Genomic DNA, 22,090 nt, shown 5'->3' with positions numbered 1-22,090 from the left:
TTCGTAGCCAGCGAACCCGTAAATACCCCAGTTTCGTGCACCGGCGCGGGGCAATACATTCTCGTCACTCGACGCGGTTCCGGGCTCCCGGTCCAGGACCGCCGGGCGGGTTGTGAGGAGACAAGACAAGCGCTAGACGCACATGGTTGCTTCGTAACCCCGAAGACAATCACGACGGCCACCAAGGCACCCTTGGTGGCCGTTTCTTTTTTCTGCCCTCGCCCGGCCCGCCCTCTCGGCACCGCCTCTCGCCGCCTCGGAATGCTCGACCTCACCATCGTCGCCCTCGCCTCCCTGCTCGCCGGCTTCATCGATGCCGTGGCCGGCGGCGGCGGGTTGATCCTCACGCCCGCCCTCTTCAGCACCTTCCCGAATGCCGCCCCGGCCACGCTGATGGGCTCCAACAAGGGCGCGGCCATCTGGGGCACGGGCTGGGCCACGCTGCAGTACGTGCGCCGGGTGCAGTTGCCCTGGGCGCGCCTGCTGCCGGCCGCCGTGCTGGCCGGGGCGGGCAGCTTCACCGGCGCCTGGGTCCTGACGCTGGTGAGCCCCGACGGCCTGCGCAAGGCGCTGCCGCTGATCCTGCTGGCGGTCTTCGTCTACACCCTCGCGCGCAAGGATCTCGGCCGCGAACACGCGCCGCGCTTCACCGGCCGGGCCGAGGCCACCGTGGCCGGCGCCATCGCGCTGGCCGTGGGCTTCTACGACGGCTTCTTCGGCCCAGGCACCGGCAGCTTCTTCGTGTTCCTGTTCGTGCGTGTGCTGGGCTACGACTTCCTGCACGCCTCAGCCACCGCCAAGCTGATGAACCTGGTGACGAACGGCTTCGCGATCGCGCTGTTCGTCAGCAAGGGCCACATCTGGTGGCACGTGGCCGCGGTGATGGCCGTGACCAACGTGATCGGCAGCCTGGCGGGCACCCGGTTGGCGCTCAAGCATGGCGCAGGCTTCGTTCGTGGTGTGTTCATCACGGTCGTGGGGGCGCTCATCCTCAAAACAGCCTGGGATGCCTTCCTGCGCTGAACTACGATCAGACATCCCCCGAAAGACACCCCCGAAACCATGCCCGTCGATCCTCAACTGCGCAATCTGGACATCGAGATCCCGACCCAGCCCGAGGTCCTGGTCAAGCTCTCGCTGCTGATGGCGGCGGAAGACATCGACCTGCAGGCCATGTCCGCCCTGGTCGAGACCGACATGGCGCTGGCCGCCGCGGTGATGAAGGCGGTCAATTCCTCCCTCTATGGCTTGCGCGGCCGGGTGCAGACCGTGCACCAGGCGCTGACCTACCTCGGCATGCGCGAAGTGGCGGCCATCACGTTCGAGATGGGCCTGCGCGCCGCCTTCCCGGCGGCGGCGGAGCTGGAGTCGGTGTGGGCCCGCGCATCGCAGCGCGGCCTGCTGATGGGCCGCATGGGCCAGATGCTGGGCGTGGACCCCTGGGCCGCACACTCCGCAGGCCTGTTCGAGGAGTGTGGCAAGGCGGTGCTCTACCGCCACGCGCCGGCTCACTACCCCGCCATGCTGCGCGCCGCCACCCGCGACGCCGAACTGGTGGAACTGGAGCGCACCGCTTTCGGTGTGAGCCATGACGCGCTGGGCGCTGCCCTGTGCGAGAGCTGGGGCCTGGCCCCGGCGGCGGTGGCCAGCGTGCGCCACCATGTGGAGATCCAGTCGTCGCTGACCATGCCCGATGCCCTCGCCCGCCGCAGCGTGGCCGCCATCTCGACCGTTGCCTGGGCGCTGATCAACCACCCCGACCAGCTCGACGACATCGCCAGCCAGATCGCCCCTCAGGCCCAGCTCGACGAAACCCTCGTGCTGCGCGCCGCGCGCCGTGTGAACGAGCAACTGCTCGCCGCGCAGGAACACGGCCGGTAAAAAAGTCCACCCCCTACTGGCTTCGCCAGCCCCCTCAAGGGGGCACCGCCGGTGGCCCGGCAGAGCCGGTTCCACGGCGGCTGCTGGAGGGGTCGCGGCCTGCGGCGCGACTGGCGGCTGGGCAAGCGGCTGGCATGCGGACCGGCGCCGGGCCGCCCCAAGCCGGCCCGCAGGCGATGTGCGGGCGGCTCGATGCCGCCTGCATCGCCATCCCCTCGGGGGATCGATCAGCGTCGCCCGCGTTCAGCGCGGCGCAGCTGGGCGAGGGGCACCCATCTACGCCGCGAGGCTCAAGCGATCACGCCCGGTGTGCTTGGCGATGTAGAGCGCCTCGTCGGCCGCCTGCAGCAGCGCCTGGGCGCTGAGGTAGGGATGGGCCGGGCTGGCCGCAGCCAGGCCGATGCTGAGGGTCAGGTCGCCCTGGCCGTCGGGCAGGCGCAGCGCGCGCAGGTCTTCGCGCAGGGTTTCGAGCACGCCCTGGGCCTCAGCCATGCCGAAGCCGGGCAGCAGGGCCACGAACTCTTCGCCGCCCAGGCGGGCAACAAGGTCGGTGTCGCGCTTGAAGCGATCGCTGAGCAGGCCCGCCACGCGCTTGAGTGCGGCGTCACCCGCGGCCGCGCCGTGGGCGAGGTTGAATTGCTTGAACTGGTCCAGGTCGAGCACCGCCACCGCCAGCAGGCCGCGCAGCCGCTGGGCGCGCTTGAACTCCCGCCGCAGCGACTCCTCGAAGACCAGCCGGTTGGCAATGCCCGTCAGCGGGTCCACGCGCGCGAGGCTGGCCAGCTCGCGCTGATTGGCCTCCAGGGCGACATGGGCCTGCTGCAGCAACTGCCGCTGCTGGGCCAACTCGCGGCGCAGCTCGCGCGCCTCGCTCTCCTGCTGGCGCCACAGCCCGCTGACCTGCGCCAGCGCGCGACCCACGCGGCCCAGTTCGCCCCCGAGGCCGGTGACGTCCTCCAATGGCGCGGTGGCCGGCGCCGCGGCCATCGCCTCACCACCCTCGGCCAAACGCCGCAGCGGCCGCAACAGCAGCGCCTCGATCAGCAGCAGCAGCGCCACGCTGAGCAGCAGCACCAGCCAGGCCATGCGGGCCAGGCTCTCGCGGATGGGGTCGGCCCCGCCCAGGCTCCACTCGAAGATCAGCACCACCCCGCTCGTCAGCAACGGCACCGCCAGCGCCAGCCGCAGCCGCAGGGATGCCAGCCGGCGAGAGCCGCCGGCATCGGGTGCTTCGGCGAGGGAGTCGGTGGTCATGCTTGATTCGGCGGGCGTCACAAATTGTCAAGGCCACCCTCGGGAGGCGCGCTCGGGGTTTGTCTGGGCGTTCCAGGCCGCCACGCCGTAGGCCGCCTGTCAGGAAGGACCGGGCCAGGCCGCGTCAGGCGGCGGGCGATTCGTCCACCACGGTGCAGTTGCGGCCGCGGCGCTTGGCCTCGTAGACCGCACGATCGGCGGCCGCCAGCAGGTCCCCGAAGCTCGTGGCCTCGACCGGCAGCATGGCCAGCCCGACCGACAGCGTCGCACTGACCGTGCCGCCCTCGGGCGTCACGAAGGGCGCGTCCTGCACCATCTGCCGGATGCGCTCGGCCACCTCGCGGGCGCCGGCTTCGTCGGTGCGCGGCAGCAGCACGACGAACTCCTCGCCGCCATAGCGCGCGGCCAGATCGCCCGTGCGCAGGGAGCGCTGGATGAGCCCGCCGACCTGGCGCAGCACTTCATCCCCGGTGGGGTGGCCGTGGCGGTCGTTGATGGCCTTGAAGTGGTCGATGTCCAGGAAGAGGCAGGCCAGCGGGTAGCGGTGGCGCACCGCCTGGCTGAACTCGATCAGGCTGCGGTGGTCGAAATAGCGGCGGTTGTGCACGCCGGTGAGGCCGTCGGTCATGCCCGCGCGGCGCAGGCGCTCGCGGTTGAGCATGCTCTCGATGGCGATGGCGGCAATGGCGGCCAGGCGGTCGAGGAACTTGGTGCCGGAGCTGCTGTCGTAGCGCTCGGGGTCGCGGGAGCCGAAATGCAGGCTGCCGATCAGCAGGCCTTGGCGGATCAGCGGCAGCAGGGCAGCCGACTTGATGCCCGACTCGGGCGCGAACGCCAGCGCCAGCAGGCCTTCGTCCGCGCCCGGCCCGATGAGCCGCGTGCTGCGCGTCGCGCCGAACAGGTCTTTCAGCGGGCCGTGGCCATCCAGCAGGCGCGGCGGCTTGACCATGGGCAGGGCCGGCAGCGCGCGGCGCAGCTCTTCATCAAGATCGAGCAGCCACAGCTCGGCGGCATCCAGCCCGAAATCGTCACGGCAGTCCACCAGCAGCAGGTTGACCAGCTCCTCCATGGAGCTGACCGCGATCAGGCGGCGCTCCAGCGCGTCGAAGCGGTCCAGCTTGCGCTCGTTGGCGGTCGCGGCGTCCAGCAGCGACTTCAGCTGGCGGCGCAGCTCCTGAACCTGATCTTGGGGGTTGGACGCATTCATCGGTGCGCGATTGTGAGCGCTGCGCGCTCGAAATGACGCGCCTGTCCGGTGATGGGGTCGGTGAACGACAGCGCGCGCGCCACGAGCTGCAACGGCGCCTCGAAGGACGGCGGGTTTTCATGCGGCTGCAACACCGGGTAGATGCGGTCGCCCAGCAGCGGCAGGCCCAGCGCGTTCATCTGCACGCGCAGCTGGTGGCGCAGGCCTGTGCGCGGGCGCAGCTCGTAGCGCGCCAGGCCCTCATGCGGACCGTGCAAGGGCTCGACCAGGTCGATCCAGGTCTCGGCATTGGGCTCGCCCGCCACCACCTGCATCTGCATGAAGTTCTCGCCCGGCGGCTCGGCCAGGCGGTGGCGCACGGTGCGCGGCCACGGGCCGGCGCCCAACGGCGCGATGGCCTCGTAGACCTTCTCGACCGCACGGTCCCGAAAGAGCCGGTGGTAGGCGTCACGGGCCTCGCGCCGGAGGTTGAAGACCACGAGCCCGGCGGTCTCGCGGTCGAGCCGATGCACGGGGTTCAGGTCGACCAGGCCGGTGGCGTCGCGCAGGCGGGCCATCAGCGTCTGGCGCGCGTACAGGCCGCTGGGGGTGACCGGCAGGAAGTGCGGCTTGTCAGCCACCAGCAGGTGCTCGTCCTGGAAGACGATGCGTGCCTCGAACGGCACCTCGGGTTCGGTGTCGAGATGGCGCCAGTAATACAGGCGCCGGTTGCCACGGTAGGGCGCATCGGGCACGGCGCGGCCCTCGTCGTCGACGACATCGCCACGGGCCACGCGCTCGGCCCAGTCGTCGACCCGCGGCAGCCGCTCGTTCAGGAAGGCCGTGGTCGTCGGCCACGCGCCCGGCGGGCAGAACACCGCGCTGGCAGCCACGCCCTGGCGCAGCGGCAACGCAGGCTTGGGCGGGCGGGCCACGGCTACTCGATGCGCGGCCCGCCCCGGGCGCGCTCGTCCATGTAGGCATTGAGGCGACGCAGGTCCTGGGGCGTGGAGCGGTCACCCCGCCATTCACGCACCCAGGCCTCGCGCCGAGGGTCGCGGGCCAGGTCGCGCACCGCCGCGTCGATCGCCTCGATGGCGCGCCGGCCCTCCGGCGTGCGGCTGCACGACACCGTGGCCAGCAGCGTGCTCAGACCCTCGGCCATGGGCAGGGCCACCAGGGCCCCGGGGTCACTCTGGCGGGCCAGGTATTCATGCAGCACCGTGGGGTACTCGAGCGTGTAGTCCATGCGGCCGGCACGCAGCATGTCCAGCACTTGCGAGCCCAGCTTGGTGCCGACCGGGATGCGCGCGACGGTGTGCTGGGCCAGCAGGTTGTCGATCTGCGCGCCGAAGGCCCGGTCGCGCGCAACGATCAGGCGCAGCTCCGGGCGCTTGAGCAACTCGGCCAACTGCAAGCGGCCATCCTCCGGCCGCGCCGGCGCCAGCCGGTCCAGCAGCTCGCGCCGCACGACCACATGGATCTCTCGCGATACCAGCGGCGGGTACAGGTGCGAGAACCACGCCCACTGCAGCCGCTCCGGGGTGCGCACATGCAGCGTGGAGCACAGCGTCCGGCCGCGCCGGCTCTCAGCCTCGTAGCGCGCGGTGCTGGCCTCGACGAACTCATGCTGCCAGCCCGGCATGCGCGCGATCAGCACCCGCATGAAGCCGTCCACCTCGCCCCGCCCCAGCTCCGCCACGCTGCGCGGCGCGTGGCCTTGCGCAAAGGTGAAATGAGGCGGCACGTCCTGCACCACCCAGCGGATGGTGCCCAGCGACGCCGGCGCCGGAGCAGCAGCTGCAAACGTAGCGAAGGCTGCCGTCAATGCAGCTACGAACACACGCAGGCTCACTCAGCGCCCCTGGTCTTCGGGCCGAGCGCCGGGCCGCTCCGAAGCCGGCCCGGTCTGGTGATGTGCCTGCGGCGCGAGCCGCGGCGCGGTCGGCAAGACCGGCCAGACTCGCGCACGTCCAGCGCCGCGAGGTTGGACGACGGGCTCCATCTCAATCGCCTTCGACCCACTCCATGCGCGCGCCCAGCTCGCCGATGTGCTCCACGAAGTTCGGGTGCGCGCGGCGGATGGGCGTCGCGTTCTTGATCACGCTCTTGCCCGGGATGCTCGCGGCCACCATCAGCAGCGCGATGGCCACGCGGATGATGTAGGGGCTCTCGACCTCGGCCGGGCTCAGCGGCTTGCCGCCGAAGGTGATCATGCGGTGCGGGTCGCTCAGGAAGGCATGCGCGCCGAACTTGGCCAGCTCGCTCGTCCAGCCCATGGCGCCGTCGTACACCTTGTTCCAGAACATCACGCTGCCCTCGGCCTTGACCCCCAGCGCCACGAAGATGGGCAGCAGGTCCACCGGCACATAGGGCCAGGGCGCGGCCTCGACCTTCTGCAGGATGTTGCGGGTGAAGGGCTCCTTCACCTTCAGCGGGCCGTCCACCACGCAGCGGCTCCAGCCGTCTTCGTGCACGATCTGCACGCCGAACTTGGCAAAGGTGCGATCCAGCAGCGGGAACATCTCCGGCGCGCCGTTCTTGACCTGCACATTGCCCCCGGTGATGGCACCCAAGGCGAGGAAGGTCACGATCTCGTGGAAGTCTTCGGTGAAGGTGTAGTCGGCCCCGCCGAGGTCCTGCACGCCGGTGATCTTGAGCTTGGAGGTGCCATGGCCCTCGATCTTGGCGCCCAGCAGCGACATGAAGTTGCAGAACTCCTGCACATGCGGCTCGCTGGCGGCGTTGGTGAGCGTGGAGACGCCATCGGCCAGGGCGGCGCACAGCACGAAGTTCTCGGTGGTGGTGACCGAGGCGTAGTCCGTCCAGTGGGCGTTGGCCGTCAGCGGCCGGTGCACGCGCAGGATGAGGCCGTCCGGCAGGCGCTCCACCTGGGCGCCGAAGCGCTCGAACACCTCCACGTGCGGGTCGATCTCGCGAGCGCCCAGCGTGCAGCCCTTGACGTCGTCCTCAATGCGGGCCGCACCGAAGCGGGCCATCAGCCCGGGCACCAGCATGATGGACGAGCGCATCTCTTCCGGCAGGCGGTCGACGTTGGGGTCGAAATGCGTGTCGGCGTGGTGCACGTCGAGGATGCCGGTCTTGAAATCGAGCTCCACCTTGGAGCCGAGCTTGCGGAAGACCTCGACGATCTTCTTCACGTCGGTGATCTCGGGCACACCGCGCAGACGCACCGGCTGCTTGGTCAGCAGCGTGGCGCAGAGGATGGGGAGGACGGCGTTCTTGTTCGCCGAGGGAATGATGCGGCCCGAGAGGGGCGTGCCGCCGTGGACGATCAGGTGAGACATCGAAGGGCTGGTGGGCAGTGCGCGCAAGCGGCGCGCGGAGAGGATTGTCGGGGTTTGCGGCGCCAGGTTGCCGCTGCAGGGGCGGAAGGTTTGCTCCGGCTCGGGGCTTCAATCATCCGCCGCCGGGTCCAGCCGCTTCGCCCGCGCCAGCCGCCAGGCGTCTGCCGGGTCGGTGAAGACCTGCTCGGCGGTGGTGCCGGTCTCGCGGGCGGCGGCGTCGATGGCGATGCGCTTGTCGAAGACGTAGCACTCGCCCTGCCAATCGGCTGCGGCGTCGTCGAAGGTGGCGAGGTAGTTCAGGATGCCGCCGTCGAGCTGGGCCACCTTCAGGCCCTGGGCCTGCATCCAGGCCGCCGTCTTCTCACAGCGGATGCCGCCGGTGCAGTACATGGCCACCGTCTTGCCCTGCCATTCGGCGCGGTGGGCCTCGACATAGGCCGGGAAGTCGCGGAAGTGGGCCACGCCGGGGTCGATGGCGCCGCGAAAGCGGCCGAGCTTGAACTCGAAGCTGTTGCGGTTGTCGATCACCACGGTGTCGGGGTCGTCGAGCAGCTCGCGCCAGCGCTGAGGGCTGACGTGGGTGCCGGCCTGCATGCCCGACACGCCGGGCACGCCAAAGGCGACGATCTCGCGCTTGACCGAGACCTTGAAGCGGCTGAACGGCCGGCGCTCGCAGCGGTTGTGCTTGACGGGCAGGCCGGCCAGCCCGGGGAGCGCCTGCAGTTCGGCCTCCATCGCCAGCACATCGGCGGCCTCCCCGGCGATGGCCGCGCTCAGGCCCTCTTCGGCCACCAGCACCACGCCGCCGAGCGACAGCGCCGCACCACGGGCACGCAGCCAGTCGGCAAAGGCGGTCGGGTCCGCCATCGGGGTAAAACGGTAGAAGGAGCTGTGCAGCAGGGCCATGGACGCGAATTGTCGGCCCGTACACTGGCTGCCATCGCGCCAACCGGCTTCTGCAAGGGCTCTCCAACACAGCCACAGAGGCACAGAGACACAGAGAAGTCACGCCTTTTCTCTGTGTCTCTGTGCCTCTGTGGCTTTGTTCCCTGCGACCCGGGTCAGGCGCTCCTTCGGCCGAAATGCTGGAACTCGAACATGTCCGACCGCCTCAAAGTTCTGCCCCAATACCTGATGCCCAAGCTGGCGCTCACGCGCCTGGCCGGGCATTACGCCGCCAAACCCATGGGCAGCCTGACGACTTCCACCATCCGCCGCTTCGTGGCCCGCTATGGCGTCGACATGGCCGAGGCGGCCGAGCCGGACATCGGCGCTTACGCAACCTTCAACGACTTCTTCACCCGGGCGCTGAAGCCCGGCGCTCGCCCGCTGGCGCAGGCGCCTCTGATCTGCCCGGTGGACGGCGCCATCAGCCAGGTCGGCCGCATCCAGGGTGACCAGGTCTACCAGGCCAAGGGGCAAACCTTCACGACCACCGCACTGGTGGGCGGCGATGCGGAACTGGCTGCGCGCTTCCAGGACGGCCTGTTCGCCAACCTCTACCTGAGCCCGCGCGACTACCACCGCATCCACATGCCCGCCGCCGGCCGCCTGGTGCGCATGGTGCATGTGCCGGGCGAGCTGTTCTCGGTGAACCCCACCACCGCGCGCGGCGTGCCGGGCCTGTTCGCGCGCAATGAGCGCGTCGTTTGCGTCTTCGACGACGACACCCTGGGCCGCTGGGTGCTGGTGCTGGTGGGTGCCACCATCGTGGGCAGCATGGCCACGGTCTGGCATGGCCAGATCAAGCGCGGCGGCGCCGTGAAGGCCTGGGACTACGCGCCCGGTCAGGTCACGCTCGCGCAGGGCGACGAGATGGGCCGCTTCCTGCTCGGCTCCACGGTCGTCATGCTGTTCGAGAAGAGCGGCCTGCAGTTCAACCCGGCCTGGCAGCCGGGCGGCAGCATCCGCATGGGCGAATCAATGGCCCGCTGACCCCGAGGCCAGCAGCGCCGCCGCCGCCTCGGGCGCCAGCGGCCGCGACAGCAGCCAGCCCTGCAGATGCGTGCAGCCCAGTCGCTCGACCTCGGCCGCCTGCTCCTCGCGCTCGACGCCCTCCGCCACGATGGCCAGCCCCAGCGAGCCGGCCAGCACGCAGGCGGCATGCACCACCGCGCCGGCCGAGGGCTCGGGCAGCGGGTCCACCATGCTGCGGTCGAGCTTGAGCGTGGTGATGGGCAGGCGGCGCAGCAGGGTCAGCGAGCTCTGGCCGGTGCCGAAGTCGTCGAAGGCCACGCCCACACCCGCATCGCGCAGCCGGGCGAGCTGGGGCAGCACGCGGTCCATGTGAGTCATGGCCGCGGTCTCGGTGATCTCCACCTCCAGCAGCGCGGGCGACACGCCATGCGCCAGCACCAGGTTGAGCAGCCAGTCCGCAAAGCCTGCATCCTCGAACTGCAGAGGTGACACATTGACCGCCACCGGCAGCAGGGCCAGGCCTTGCTGCTGCCAGGTGCGCAACTGCTGCGCGGCCTGGCGCAGGATGAGCGCGCCCAGCGGCACGATCTGGCCGGTGCGCTCGGCCGCCGGGATGAAGTCGGCCGGGCTGACGCGGCCCCGACCCGGGCGTTGCCATCGCACCAGCGCCTCGAAGCCCGCGAGCTGCCGGGTGCCGGCCGTGTACTTGGGCTGATAGTCGAGCTGGAACTCCTGCTGCTCGATGGCCCAGGCCAGGGCCTGCTCGATGTCCAGCAGCCCGCGCGCGGCGGTGGCCATGCCCGGCTGGTAGACCACCACGGCCGCGCCCGCCAGGGCCTTGGCCTGGTGCATGGCGATGTCGGCCGCGCGCAGCAGGGCCGCCCCGTCGCCGCCGTGCAGCGGGAAGCGCGCCAGGCCCACCGACACATGCACGTGCAGCGCCCGGTGGCCAATGTGAAACGGCGGGTTCATGAGCGCCAGCAGCCGCTGGCCGGTGAGGTGCGCCGCGTCGTCATCTTCCACGCCCGGCTGCACCAGCAGGAACTGGTCTTCACCCAGGCGGGCCACCAGCCCGCCCGGACCCAGCTTCTCGCGCAGGCGCGCGGCGATGGCCTGCAGCAGCGCGTCACCCGTCTCGTGGCCCAGGCTTTCGTTGACGAGCTGGAACCGGTCGACATCCGCCGACAGCAGCGCAAAGCCCGGGGCGCCGGGCTGGGTCAGCGCGCCCAGGCGGTCGAGCGCGGCATGGCGATTGGGCAGGTCGGTCAGTTCGTCATGCAGCGCCTGGCGTCGCAGGGCCGCCGTGGCGCGCTGGCGCTCGGTGTCGTCCAGCATCAGCACCAAGAGGGCCGGCTCGCCTTCCCACTCGAGATAGCTGGTGGTGCCGCGCAGGTAGAGCGCGCGCCCGTCCTGCCGGAAGCGCTCGCCCTCCCAGGCGAGATGACCCTCGCGTGCCTGCAGCAGCCGGTCGAAGCGCTGACGGGCTTCCGCCAAGCGCTGCTCGCCGATGAGGTGATCGATGCTGCCGACGGCCGCCCCCTGGTCGACACCGAACATCGCCAGCGCGGCCGGATTGGCATAGGCCACCTGGCCGTCCGCGCGCACCACCACCAAGCCTTGCATGGACTGCTCGTAGAGCTGCTGCAGGCGCTCGCCCACGCGCTTGGCTTCGCCATGGGCCCGCCGCACCGACAGCAGCAGCAGGCCCAGCGCCAGCGTGGTCTGCACATAGGTGCCGGCCAGATGCGTGGCGGGCGAGCGCGCGAGGGGGTCGAACAAGGGGCCGCTCAGGTGCACGCCACCCAGCGCCAGGAAGCACAGCGCCACGAAGCGCTCATGCCGCTCGCCGCCCTGCCACAGCCACCAGGCGGCCAGCCAGGCACCGGCCGTGAGCAGCAATGCCGCGGCCAGCACCGCCAGCCGCAGCTGCACCAGGGCCAGCGCCAGGATGAAGCCGAGCAAAGCGATGAACAGGGGCGCCGTGCGCCGCCAGCGCCAGGGCCGGCCCCGGTAGTGGCTGGCGCCCGCCAGCTGCCAGGCCAGCGCCGCGATGATGCTCGCGGTGGCGATCGGCGCCTGCAGACGGTATTGCAGCGACTGCGCATCCGAGGGCACCAGGGCCACGCCCAACGCCAGGCCGAAGGCGAGGAAGACATGCATCCAGCCCCAGTCGCGCATGTGCAGGTGGCCGGGTTCCAGGCGTGACATCACCAGCAGCGTGATGCCAAGCATCAGCAGCAGGCTGGAGCTGATCAACAGCAGCCATGTCATCGGGCCATCGTAGCGACGACGGCCTACGCCGCCGAGCCCGTACGGGCCCGGCCGTCGTCAGAACACAGGATGGATGTCACGCCCGGCCCGGGCGCATCACCCCGCGCCGGGCCTTACCAGCGCAACGTCACCACACTGCCGGCCGGCAGTTCGTAGGCAAAACGGCGCCCCGGCGCCTGCACCGTGAAGCGCCGCGGCGAGGCGGCCGAGTTGCTGGCGACCAGCACCACGCTGCCGTCCGGGTTGCGGAAGGCGACATGGTCCAGCCCCTCGCCACCGCCCTCGGAGGCGATACGCCGCGCGCCCGGCACCACGAAGCGGCTCGCATGGCCGAAGGCGTAGTACTCGATGTTGCGCGTGACCTTGCCGGTGGCGGGGTCGATGGTGACGACCCCGCGGCAGTCCTTGCAGCCGCCCAGGTGCGGCCCGTGCTTCGGGTCGAGTGCGAGGTTCCACATCAGCACGCCACGGGCACCATGCCGCGTGCTGCCGATGACGAGGTTGCGGGTGATCCACGGCAGGGTTTCGGCCCACTGCGGCTTCCATTCGCCGCCGGAGCATTCGGTGAACCACACATCCAGCTCGGGGTAGTGCTGCGCCACCTGCGACTGCGCGGCCACGTCGCCCGCATAGCAATGCCAGGCGACACCCGAAACGAACTTGCGCGCGGCTGCGTCAGACAGCATGGACAGCGGGCTCCACGGCTCGTCCCAGTTGTGGTCCCACTCCAGGATCTGCGTCTTCAGGCCCTGAGCCTTCAGCAGCGGGCCCAGGTGTTGCCCCACCACCTCGGCGCGGGTGCGCGGCGTCATGCGCATGCCGGGGTAGTCGCCGGGCTCGAAGTGGGGCTCGTTTTGCAGCGTCAGCGCGAAGATGGGCACACCCTCGGCCGCCATGCCCTGCACATAGCGCACCAGGTACTGGGCGAAGGCCCCGTAGAACTCTGGCTTGAGCTGGCCCTGCACCAGGCTGTCGGTCGTCTTCATCCAGCCCGGGGCGCTCCAGGGCGAGGCCATGACCTGCAGCTGCGGGTTCAGCGCCAGCGCCTGCTTGACGGCCGGGATGACGTCCGCCCGCTCGGGGTCCAGCGAGAAGTGCCGCAGGGCCGGGTCGGTCTGGCCCGGGGGCATGTCGTTCAGGCTGTAGTGGTGGCGCGAAAAATCCGACGCGCCGATGGTCAGCCGCGTGAGGTCGAAGCCCAGGCCGCCGCCCTCGCGGGTGAACAGCTCCTTCATCAGCGCCTCGCGCTGCACGGGTGTCATGCCGTGGCGCATCAGCCAGGCCGAAGCCTCGGTGATGGCCGCGCCGAAGCCCGCCATGCGCTGGTGCTGCCGCGCGGGGTCGACGCGCACGACGGCATCGCTGCGTGCCGGCGCGGCCGTCACCGGGCTCGGGGCGAGCAGGTGCTGCTGGTCGGGCGTGGTCAGCCAGGCCTGCACGGGCGCGGCGTGGGCGGTGGTTGCAGCGACGGCCAGGCCGGCGGCAACAAGGGCGAGGCGGCGCATGGGCTTCACGGCTCAGTCCAGTCGGGTTTCGGTGGTGGCGTCGAAGACGCTCAGGGCCGATTCGTCCAGGTCGAAGGCGAGCACGTCGCCCGCGGCCACCCGGCGGCCGTCGTGCACCAGCGCCGAGAAGCCCTGGGTGCCGAGCTTCATCCACACCACCTGGTGGTTGCCCATGGGCTCCACCAGCTCGACCGTGGCACGCCAGCGACCGTCGTCCTGCAGACGGATGTGCTCCGGGCGCACGCCGAGCACCACGGCCTGGCCCGCGGTGGCACGGCCTTCGGCCAGCTGCAGCGGCAGCGCGCCGTCGAGCGTGCGGCCATCGGCACCGACGCGGGCGGGCACGAGGTTGATGGCCGGCGCGCCCAGAAAACCGGCGACGAAGAGGTTGGCCGGCCGCTCGTAGACCTCGGCCGGCGTGCCGATCTGCTGAATGACGCCGCCCTTCATCACCACGATGCGCGAGGCCAGCGTCATGGCCTCCACCTGGTCGTGGGTGACGTAGATCATGGTGCTGCCCAGGGTGTGGTGCAGCAGCTTGAGCTCCCGACGCAGCTCAGCGCGCAGCTTGGCGTCGAGGTTGGACAACGGCTCGTCGAACAGGAACACGCCGGCCTCGCGCACCAGGGCGCGCCCGATGGCCACGCGCTGGCGCTGGCCGCCGGAGAGCTGGGCTGGCTTGCGCTGGAGCAAGGGCGTGAGCTGCAGCATCTGCGCCGCCTTGTCCACCCGGCGGGCGATCTCGGCCTTGGGCGTGCCCGCCACCCGCAGGCCGAAGCTCATGTTCTTCTCGACGGTCATGGTCGGGTAGAGCGCATAGCTCTGGAACACCATGCCGATGCCGCGCTCGGAGGGCTCGGCGTCGGTCATGTCCTGCCCACCGATCTCGATGCGGCCGCCGCTCACATCGATCAGGCCGGCGATGCTGTGCAGCAGCGTGGACTTGCCGCAGCCCGAGGGGCCGAGCAGCACGAGAAACTCGCCCTCGACGACCTGCAGGTCCAGGCCCTTGATGACTTCGTTGGCGCCGAACTTGATGCTCAGGCCCTGGATGTTCACGCCACTCATTTGACGGCTCCGGCAGCGATTCCGCGCACGAACCAGCGGCCGGAGATCAGGTAGACAAGGAGGGGAACGGCCGACGTGAGGATGGTCGCGGCCATGTTGAGGTTGTAGAGGCGCTCACCCGTCGTCGTGTTGATGACGTTGTTGAGCTGCACCGTCATGGGCTGGTTCTCGCGGCCGGCGAAGGTCAAGCCCAGGATGTAGTCGTTCCACACCCCGGTGATCTGCATGATGGCCGCGACGATCAGCATCGGCGTGGACATCGGCAGCACGAGCTGCACGAAGATGCGCCAGAAGCCGCCCCCGTCCACCCGCGCCGCCTTGAACAGCTCCGCCGGCAGGCCTGCGTAGTAGTTGCGAAACAGCAGCGTCATGATCGGCATGGCGAACACCAGGTGCACGACAACGATGCCGGGCAGGCTGCTGTAGATGCCGAGTGCGGCCTCCAGCTTGACGAGCGGGTAGATCATCACCTGGATGGGGATGAAGGCGCCCAGCATCAGGATGCCGAACAGCCATTCGCCGCCCCTGGGCTTCCACCACGACAACGCGTAGCCGTTGACCGCGCCCAGCAGGATGGGCAGCACGACCGAGGGCACGGCGATGGCCACCGAGTTCCAGAAACCGCCCCGCACGCCTTCGCAGCTGACGCCGGTGCAGGCCTCACTCCAGGCGGCGCGCCAGGCGTCGAAGCTGGGCGCCGAGGGCAGCGCGAAGATCTGCCCGAGGCGGATCTCCTCCATGCTCTTGAAGGACGTGGTGAGCATCACGTACAGCGGCAGCAGGAAGAACGCGGCAGCCGCGAGCAGGAAGGCGTAGATGCCGATGCGGGCCCAGACGGCCGTGACTTTGCGTTGCTTGGCCATCTCAGTCGCCCTCGGCTGCTGCGCATGAGAAAGGTACAGAGCCACAGAGGCGCAGAGACACAGAGGGACTGTCATCCCGCTGCCTCTGTGGCTCTGTGCCTCTGTGGCTTTGTTTGCATGGCATGTCAGTGGCCTCCCTGCGACTTTTGGCGGCTGCGCACGTAGGCGAGCGGCGCGACAAGGGCCAGCACGGTGATCAGCAGCATCACGGCGCCGGCCGAAGCCAGCGCCAGGTTGGCGCGGCCGAAGAGGTGGTCCATGATGAACTTGGCCGGCACGTCACTGGCCGTACCCGGGCCGCCCTGGGTCATGGCCACGACGGTGTCGAAGACCTTGACCACGCTGACGGCGAGCAGCGTGAAGACGGTGGCCAGCGTCGGGCCCATCATGGGCAGCACGACCGACAGGTAGACGCGCCAGGCCGGGATGCCGTCCAGCCGCGCGGCTTTCCAGATCTCTTCGTCGATGCCGCGCAGGCCGGCGAGCATCAGCGCCATGACGAGACCCGCCCCCTGCCAGGTGCCGGCGATCACCACCGTGTAGATGACCATGTCCTGGTCGACGATCCAGTCGAACTGGAAGTTCGTCCAGCCGAGTTGCTGCATCGCGTTCTGCAGGCCGCTGTCGGGGTTGAGCACCCATTGCCACACGAGGCCGGTGGCAACGAAGGACATCGCGTACGGGTACAGGAAGGCGGTGCGCAGCACGCCCTCGCCACGCACCTTCTGGTCGATGAAGACCGCCAGCAGAAAGCCGATCAACATGGCCGCGGCGATGTACAGCACACCGTAGACGGCCAGGTTGTGAATGGCGAGCTGCCAGCGCTCGTTGTCCAGCAGTCGCTCGAACTGCTGCAGGCCGACGAAGTCGTCCTTGGGGAAGGTGCGCGAGCTGGAGACGGACGTGCGCAGCGTCCAGAGCACGGTGCCGACATAGCCGACACACACGATGAGGGCAAGAGGCAGCAGGGCGAACCATGCGGCGCTGCGCTTGAGGAAACGTCGAGGGCTGGTCATGGCGACCCCGCGATGTGTGGGAAGGCTGAACAACAAAGCCACAGAGGCACAGAGACACAGAGAGATGTGTCCCTGTGCACGGCCTCTCTGTGACTCCGTGTCTCTGTGGCTGTGTTCATGTGCGCGACAAGTCGCATCACTTCAGCGCAGACAGGACGTCCTTCTGGACTTTTTCGACCGGGATGTTGCGGTTCCAGTAGCTGGTCAGCACATCCTGCAGCGCGCCGTTCTGGTCAGGCGTGATGTAGATCTCGCCGTTGCCGAGCTGGCGCGCCTTGTCCTTCATCGCGGCCACGCCCATCTGGGCGCAGATGTCGAGCTTGCTCACGTCGACATCGGTGCGGATCGGGATGGAGCCCTTCTTCTGGCTGAAGGCCACCTGGGTGGCGGGCTGGGTGATGACGCTGGCCAGCAGCTGCTGGGCCTTGATCTGGTCGGGCTTGCTGGTCTTGGGGAAGACCATCACGTCGCCCTGCACGATGTAGGGCGCGTTCGGCCCGAAGCCGAAGCTGCAGCCGTAGTCCTTGCCGGCTTCCTGCTTGGCCTGGGCGAACTCGCCCTTGGCCCAGTCGCCCATGATCTGCACACCGGCGCGGCCGTTGATGAGCATGGCGGTGGCGTCGTTCCAGTTGCGGCCGGGCGAGCCCTTGTCGGTGTAGCTCTGCAGGCGCTTGAAGGCCAGCAAGACCTTCTTGAAGTCCTCGCCCATGATGGCCTTGGGGTCGCGGTCGCGGAAGACCTTCAGGTAGAGGTCACGGCCGCCGTAGTGGGCCAGCGTGGCGGTGAAGACGATGCCGTCCTGCCAGGGCTGGCCGCCATGGGCCAGGGGCACGAGGCCGGCGGCCTTGAGCTTGTCCAGCGCCGCGAAGAGCTCGTCAAAGCTCTTGGGCTCTTCCGCGATGCCGGCCTTCTTGAAGGCGGCCTTGGAGAACCAGAACCAGCTCATGTTGTGGATGTTGACCGGCGCGGCGTAGTAGTGGCCGTTCACCCGGATGGCCTGCAGCACGGTTTCGGGGAGGAACTTGTCCCAGCCGTCGCGCTTGGCCACGTCGTCGACGTTGTTCAGCAGCCCCTGCTCGACGATGTCGCGGAACTGCTGCGTGGTGTTGAACTGCGCCGCGGTCGGCGGGTTGCCGCCGGCGATGCGGTTGATGGCCACCGAGCGGGCCTGCTCGCCCAGCGCGATGGCGGTGTCCACCCACTGGCCGCCCTGGGCCTTGTAGGCCTCGGCCAGGGTCTTGGCCGCGGCCGACTCGCCGCCGGAGGTCCACCAGTGGATCACCTCCGCCTTGAGTTGCGCGGCGGCGGGGAAGGCAGTGGCGGCCAGGACGGCGGCCACCGCCAGGGCGTGGCGGGGGAACTTCATCTTGTCTCCGGATCTTGTGGGGTCGGTGGAGCCGCAGTGTCGCGCGGTTGGCCGCCGCGCGCCTGAGGGTGGACCCTGTAATTTTTCATTTAGAAACCGGCCGTACCCCGCTGAATCTGGGGGTTGCGACGTTAATCATTCGTTCAAAAACCGGCCATACCAGAGGCCGCTGTCCTTCAGGATGCGACGCTGGGTGGGGTAGTCGACATAGGCCAGGCCGAAGCGGCGCAGATAGCCCTCCGCCCACTCGAAGTTGTCCAGCAGGCTCCAGGCGAAGTAGCCCTTGACCGGCACGCCGGCGTCCAGCGCCTGCTTGAGCGCGGCGAGGTGACGCTGCAGGTAGGACAGCCGCTCGGCGTCATGCACCCGGCCTTCGGGCGTCAGCACGTCCTCGAAGGTGGAACCGTTCTCGGTGAGCTGGATCACGGCGGGCGCGTAGTCGCGCTGCACGCGGGTGAGCAGGTCCACCAGACCCTGGGGCGACACCTCCCAGCCGAAGCCGGTGCGCTCCACGCCGTGGCGCTCCACCAGGCGGCTGCGCATCGGGCTGTGCAGGGCGGTGGGATCGTCGGCCACCATTTCGGGGAAGTAGTAGTTCACGCCGAGGAAGTCGGTCGCGGTGGCGATGGCGGCGAGGTCACCCGGCTGCACAGCAGGCGCTGCCTCGCCGAGCAGCGCGAGCGTGTCTTCGGGGTAGCCGCGGCCAAAGAGAGGGTCCAGGAACCAGCGGTTGCGCAGGCCGTCGTGGCGCCGCACGGCGGCCTGGTCGGCGGCGCTGTCAGAGGCCGCGGTGATGGGATGCAGGCTCAGCGTGATGCCGACTTGCGCTTCGGTCACATTGCGGCGGATGACCGGAATGGCCAGGCCATGCGAGAGCAGGATGTGGTGGCAGGCCTGCAGCGCATCCGGCAGGCTGCGGCCGCCAGGGGCGTGCACGCCTTCCCAGTAGCTCATCATGCTGGAGCACCAGGGCTCGTTGTGCGTGATCCAGTGCTTGACGCGGTCACCCAGGCGGCGCGTGACGACGTCGGTGTAGGCCACGAAGGCGTCCACCGTGCTGCGCACCGTCCAGCCCCCCTCGTCCTGCAGGGCCTGCGGCAGGTCCCAGTGGTACAGGGTGCACCAGGGGTCCAGGCCCCGCTCGAGCATGGCGTCCACCAGCCGGTCGTAGAAGGCAAGGCCCGCCTCGTTCACGGCACCGAGCCCGAGACGCCCCTTCGGCAGAATGCGCGGCCAGGCGATGGAGAAGCGGTAGGCGTTCACGCCCAGCGCCCGGGCCATGTCCAGGTCCTGCGGGTAGCGGTGGTAGTGGTCGCAGGCGACCTGCGCATCGCTGCCGTCGCGAATGCGGCCGGGCTGGCTGCAGAAGCGGTCCCAGATGGACTCGCCCTTGCCGTCTTCACGGCCGGCGCCTTCGATCTGGAAGGAGGACGTGGAGACGCCCCAGCGGAAGTCGGCGGGGAAGTCGGAGCGGGCGGGCACGGGATGGACGGTCATGGGTCAGGTGATAAGGCGCCCGCCGGGCGGCTGCCCGGACCGGCGCAGTGGAGAAAGCTCAGAACTTGTAGCTGCCGCCGATCAGGAACTGCCGACCGTAGGTCGTGTAGCGCTCCGGCAGGGTCGCGGTCGGGTCCTTGGAGCCGGTGGAGATGCCCACACGCGTGCGGTAGGCGCGGTCGGTCAGGTTGTTGACCTGCAGCGTCAGCGACAGGCCCTTGCAGGGGCCGGATTCGAAGGCATAACCGATCTGCGCGTCCACGATGGTTTCACCCGAGATCATGCTCGGCACGTTCTCGCCGAAGGTGCCGCGCACCGTGGTGACGAAGGGCGAACGGTGCCGGCTGCCGATGCGAGCCGACAGGCCATCGCGCTCGTAATACACCGTGAAGTTGGTGGCCACGCCGGAGAGGCCGTCCAGCGGCTTGCTGACGTTGTCATCCTCGTGCAGCGAGCTGCGTGTGTCGGAGTAGCTGAGCGTGAATCCGATGCCGTCCAGCGAGGGGCTCACCAGCGAGCCATCGAGCGAGGCGCTGAGTTCGGTGCCGGCGATCATGCCGCCCTTGCCGTTGGCCTGCGTGTTGAATCGCCCGATGTTGCTGATGGGCGTGTAGCTCGTCGGGTTGGGAAAACCGGTGAAGTCCGCCAGGATGGTCTGGGAGTACACGAAGTTCTTGATCTTCTTGTAGAAGCTCGCCGCTGACACATAGCTTCGCTTGCCAAGATACCGCTCCAGCGACACATCGGCCGCGTTGGCTCGCCACGGCTCCAACTTCGGATTGCCGCCGCTGGCTTGCCAGGTTCGCGTTGTTTGATCGACGGTCACATCCGTCACGCCGGCCCGCATGTCTTCCATGTTCGGGCGTGCAATCACCTTGGCCAAGCCGAAGCGAAGGAGAGTTTCCGGCGTCAGGTCGACCGTCACGTTCAAGCTGGGCAAGGTGTCGGTGTAGGAAGTACCTCCCGTGATGGGCAACGTGACTTTGGCCTTCGAATCCCACAGCTCACCGTTCGCATCCTGCTGGGCGTGAACCACGCGCAATCCCAGGTTGCCATGCACCGGAACGCCCCAATCGAAGTCGAAGCCCAGCTTGGCGTGCGCAGCCGTCACCTTCTCGTGCACAGACCACACGCGACCGGGCGCCTGGTCGGCCGCCGCGGTGGCCACGTCGTACAGGCCCAGGGCGCTGGGCAGGTCGAAATTGACCATGCGGATGTTGCTGCCCGCAAAGCTCAGGTCGGTGGGGTCGCGCAGCAGCGCCGACGGGATGAGCACCGGGGTGCGACCGTTCTTGAGGTTGTAGTAGACCTCGGTGCGGTTCATGGATTTGTCTCGCTCGGAGTAGTCCAGGCCCGCGTCAAACCGGTTCAACCAGCCCTCGAAGCCGCGGCCGGCGCTGAGCTTCAGGGCCTTGATCTGATCGCGCACCTTGGGGAACTGGCTGCGGCCGTCGCGCCCCCAGCCGGAGGGGTCGCCCAGATAGACCGCCTTGCCATCGGAGAAATCGAAGGCCGGCGCGAAGGTGGACAGGCCATCGCCGGTGGCAATGGTGGCCTGGCCGAGGCTAATGGGCGCCAGCGCGCCCGCCTGCAACTCGGCGTTCTGCTCGTCGCGCTTGGCCTTGGACCAGCTCAGGTCGCCCGCCAGCGTCCAGTCCGCCAGCTTCAGCTCGTTGTTCCAGCCAATGGCGCGGATGTCATCCTGGCGCTTGTTGTAGGTGGTGAGGGCCACCGGCTTGGCGCCATTGACCACACCGCTGGTGACGATCTTGTCCCCGCTGACGACGGTGGTGGCCGCATTGCTCCAGCTCACGCCGGCCCAGGTGGACATGTCGGACATGACGGTGCGGCGCGCCTCCGTCTGGTCGAACTTGGAGTAGTACAGATCCAGCGTACTGTGCACCTGCGCGTTGGGCTTGTACTCCAGCACCGCCATCAGGCCGTTGCGCTTTTGGCTGGATGACGCGGCGCCGAGCTCGAAGCCCTGCAGCGCGACCGAATCGGTCGGGGTGCCGGCCAGCGGCGAGCCCCAGTCGTTGGTGTTGGCCCACCACCAGCTCTTGTAATGCTTCTCCTGGTTGGGCGAGTCCAGGTGCGCAAAGCCGATGGCTGCCCCCCAGGTGCGGTCGGCCGACTGGGTCACGTAGGAGGCGCTCAGGCGGTTGCCGGTGCCGGAGATCTCGGGGTTGAGCGAGCCGTTGGAGTTGCGCTCCAGACGCGCGCCAACGACGGCCTGCGTCTTGCCGAAGTCCAACGGGCGCAGCGTTTTCATGTTGACGGTGCCCGACAGGCCCTGGGCCGACAGGCTGGCGTCGGGCGTCTTGTAGACCGTGGCGGCGTTAATGAGCTCGGACGGGAACTGGTCGTACTCCACCGAGCGGTTGTCGCCGGTGGAGACGATCTCGCGCCCGTTGAGCAGCGTCACGCCATAGCGCGGCGCCATGCCGCGAATGCTGATGACCGAGGAGCGCCCAGCCACACGCTGGGCGGTGAGGCCGGGAAGGCGGGAGATGGCGTCAGCGATCGACACATCGGGCAGCTTGCCGATGTCCTCGGCCGAGATGGCCTCGACGATGGCGTCCGCATTGCGCTTGGTGCTGATCGACGACTCCAGGCTGGCGCGAAAGCCTGTGACCGTCACTGTCTCCAGCTTCTGGTCTGTCGTGGGCGCGGTCTGCGCGGCCGACAGCAGCGGCAGGCTCAGCAGCCCGGCGCAGACGGCCGCGACGGGCGTGTGGCGGCTGGTCGGGCGCCGCCGTGAAGGCAGGGGGGCGCGCTCTGCGGCGCGCAGCAAGGGGTGGGTCATGGCTTGTCTCCTGGTTCGTCTTGTTCGCTGCTTGGGAAGGTGCCCCGCGGGGTGGCCCGCTTGCCAGGCGGGTCGGTCGCCCGACAAAATGGAACCGGTTCCAAACGCGCCGCCAATCTAATGCGGCAAAGTTGGCCATGTCAATCTCGCTG

General features: G+C 69.1%; 17 protein-coding genes. 3 read left to right on the top strand and 14 right to left on the bottom strand.

The genetic code is table 11. From position 1 onward, the window contains the following. Nucleotides 1-261 precede the first annotated feature (261 nt). Entirely contained in the window at nt 262-1,023 is a 762-nt protein-coding gene (locus tag CDO81_RS07540; protein WP_088482570.1) for a sulfite exporter TauE/SafE family protein, read from the top strand. Nucleotides 1,024-1,062: 39 nt separating this feature from the next. Continuing rightward, nucleotides 1,063-1,881 carry an HDOD domain-containing protein gene (locus CDO81_RS07535; protein WP_088482569.1) on the top strand — a complete coding sequence of 273 codons (819 nt, stop codon included), beginning with the start codon at nt 1,063-1,065 and terminating at the stop codon, nt 1,879-1,881. A gap of 276 nt (nt 1,882-2,157) precedes the next feature. On the opposite strand, the gene CDO81_RS07530 is transcribed toward CDO81_RS07535, so the two are convergent. The 6 genes from CDO81_RS07530 to trhO all read right to left on the bottom strand — a co-directional run bounded on the left by CDO81_RS07530 (nt 2,158) and on the right by trhO (nt 8,535). Beyond that, nucleotides 2,158-3,135, bottom strand: a complete 978-nt coding sequence (locus tag CDO81_RS07530; RefSeq protein ID WP_088482568.1) for a GGDEF domain-containing protein — start codon at nt 3,133-3,135, stop codon at nt 2,158-2,160. A 124-nt stretch (nt 3,136-3,259) separates the two neighbouring features. Continuing rightward, nucleotides 3,260-4,342: a sensor domain-containing diguanylate cyclase gene (locus tag CDO81_RS07525; RefSeq protein ID WP_088482567.1), complete on the bottom strand. Its 1,083-nt coding sequence runs from the start codon at nt 4,340-4,342 to the stop codon at nt 3,260-3,262. Next, nucleotides 4,339-5,256, bottom strand: a complete 918-nt coding sequence (locus CDO81_RS07520) for a pseudouridine synthase (RefSeq protein ID WP_088482566.1) — start codon at nt 5,254-5,256, stop codon at nt 4,339-4,341. The genes CDO81_RS07525 and CDO81_RS07520 overlap by 4 nt, the downstream gene beginning before the upstream one ends. Nucleotides 5,257-5,258: 2 nt before the next feature. Continuing rightward, entirely contained in the window at nt 5,259-6,176 is a 918-nt protein-coding gene (locus tag CDO81_RS07515; protein WP_088482565.1) for a TIGR02285 family protein, read from the bottom strand. Nucleotides 6,177-6,327: 151 nt separating this feature from the next. Continuing rightward, on the bottom strand, nt 6,328-7,629 hold the full coding sequence (locus CDO81_RS07510; RefSeq protein WP_088483021.1) for a UDP-N-acetylglucosamine 1-carboxyvinyltransferase: 1,302 nt from the start codon (nt 7,627-7,629) through the stop codon (nt 6,328-6,330). Nucleotides 7,630-7,737: 108 nt separating this feature from the next. Beyond that, complete coding sequence (gene trhO / locus CDO81_RS07505) at nt 7,738-8,535, bottom strand: oxygen-dependent tRNA uridine(34) hydroxylase TrhO (RefSeq protein ID WP_158218186.1); 798 nt, start codon at nt 8,533-8,535, stop codon at nt 7,738-7,740. A 192-nt stretch (nt 8,536-8,727) separates the two neighbouring features. Between trhO and asd the strand changes: the two genes are divergently transcribed. Continuing rightward, on the top strand, nt 8,728-9,564 hold the full coding sequence (gene asd / locus CDO81_RS07500; protein ID WP_088482564.1) for an archaetidylserine decarboxylase: 837 nt from the start codon (nt 8,728-8,730) through the stop codon (nt 9,562-9,564). Here asd and CDO81_RS07495 read toward each other — a convergent pair. From CDO81_RS07495 to CDO81_RS07460, 8 genes are all read right to left on the bottom strand, one after another. Further along, nucleotides 9,550-11,817 carry a putative bifunctional diguanylate cyclase/phosphodiesterase gene (locus CDO81_RS07495; RefSeq protein ID WP_088482563.1) on the bottom strand — a complete coding sequence of 756 codons (2,268 nt, stop codon included), beginning with the start codon at nt 11,815-11,817 and terminating at the stop codon, nt 9,550-9,552. The two genes, asd and CDO81_RS07495, sit on opposite strands and share 15 nt — an antisense overlap. Nucleotides 11,818-11,930: 113 nt before the next feature. Then, nucleotides 11,931-13,322: a glycoside hydrolase family 30 protein gene (locus CDO81_RS07490; protein ID WP_088482562.1), complete on the bottom strand. Its 1,392-nt coding sequence runs from the start codon at nt 13,320-13,322 to the stop codon at nt 11,931-11,933. A gap of 12 nt (nt 13,323-13,334) precedes the next feature. Further along, nucleotides 13,335-14,390 carry an ABC transporter ATP-binding protein gene (locus CDO81_RS07485; protein WP_088482561.1) on the bottom strand — a complete coding sequence of 352 codons (1,056 nt, stop codon included), beginning with the start codon at nt 14,388-14,390 and terminating at the stop codon, nt 13,335-13,337. Further along, nucleotides 14,387-15,253, bottom strand: coding sequence for a carbohydrate ABC transporter permease (locus tag CDO81_RS07480; RefSeq protein WP_088482560.1), 867 nt, complete (start codon nt 15,251-15,253; stop codon nt 14,387-14,389). The genes CDO81_RS07485 and CDO81_RS07480 overlap by 4 nt, the downstream gene beginning before the upstream one ends. A gap of 125 nt (nt 15,254-15,378) precedes the next feature. Beyond that, nucleotides 15,379-16,269, bottom strand: a complete 891-nt coding sequence (locus CDO81_RS07475) for a carbohydrate ABC transporter permease (RefSeq protein ID WP_088482559.1) — start codon at nt 16,267-16,269, stop codon at nt 15,379-15,381. A gap of 136 nt (nt 16,270-16,405) precedes the next feature. After that, a complete protein-coding gene (locus CDO81_RS07470; protein WP_088482558.1) occupies nt 16,406-17,635 on the bottom strand; it encodes an ABC transporter substrate-binding protein in 1,230 nt (409 codons plus the stop codon). A gap of 135 nt (nt 17,636-17,770) precedes the next feature. After that, nucleotides 17,771-19,132, bottom strand: a complete 1,362-nt coding sequence (locus tag CDO81_RS07465; protein ID WP_088482557.1) for a GH1 family beta-glucosidase — start codon at nt 19,130-19,132, stop codon at nt 17,771-17,773. Between the two features lie 58 nt (nt 19,133-19,190). After that, on the bottom strand, nt 19,191-21,938 hold the full coding sequence (locus tag CDO81_RS07460; protein WP_088482556.1) for a TonB-dependent receptor: 2,748 nt from the start codon (nt 21,936-21,938) through the stop codon (nt 19,191-19,193). Between the last annotated feature and the right edge of the window lie 152 nt (nt 21,939-22,090).

Origin of the sequence: Roseateles puraquae (genome assembly GCF_002205845.1) — a bacterium.
In the GTDB taxonomy this organism is placed as follows: Bacteria; Pseudomonadota; Gammaproteobacteria; order Burkholderiales; family Burkholderiaceae_C; genus Pelomonas; species Pelomonas puraquae.
The sequence above is the reverse complement of the archived record's forward strand: the minus strand, read 5'-3'. Positions and strand labels throughout refer to the sequence as shown.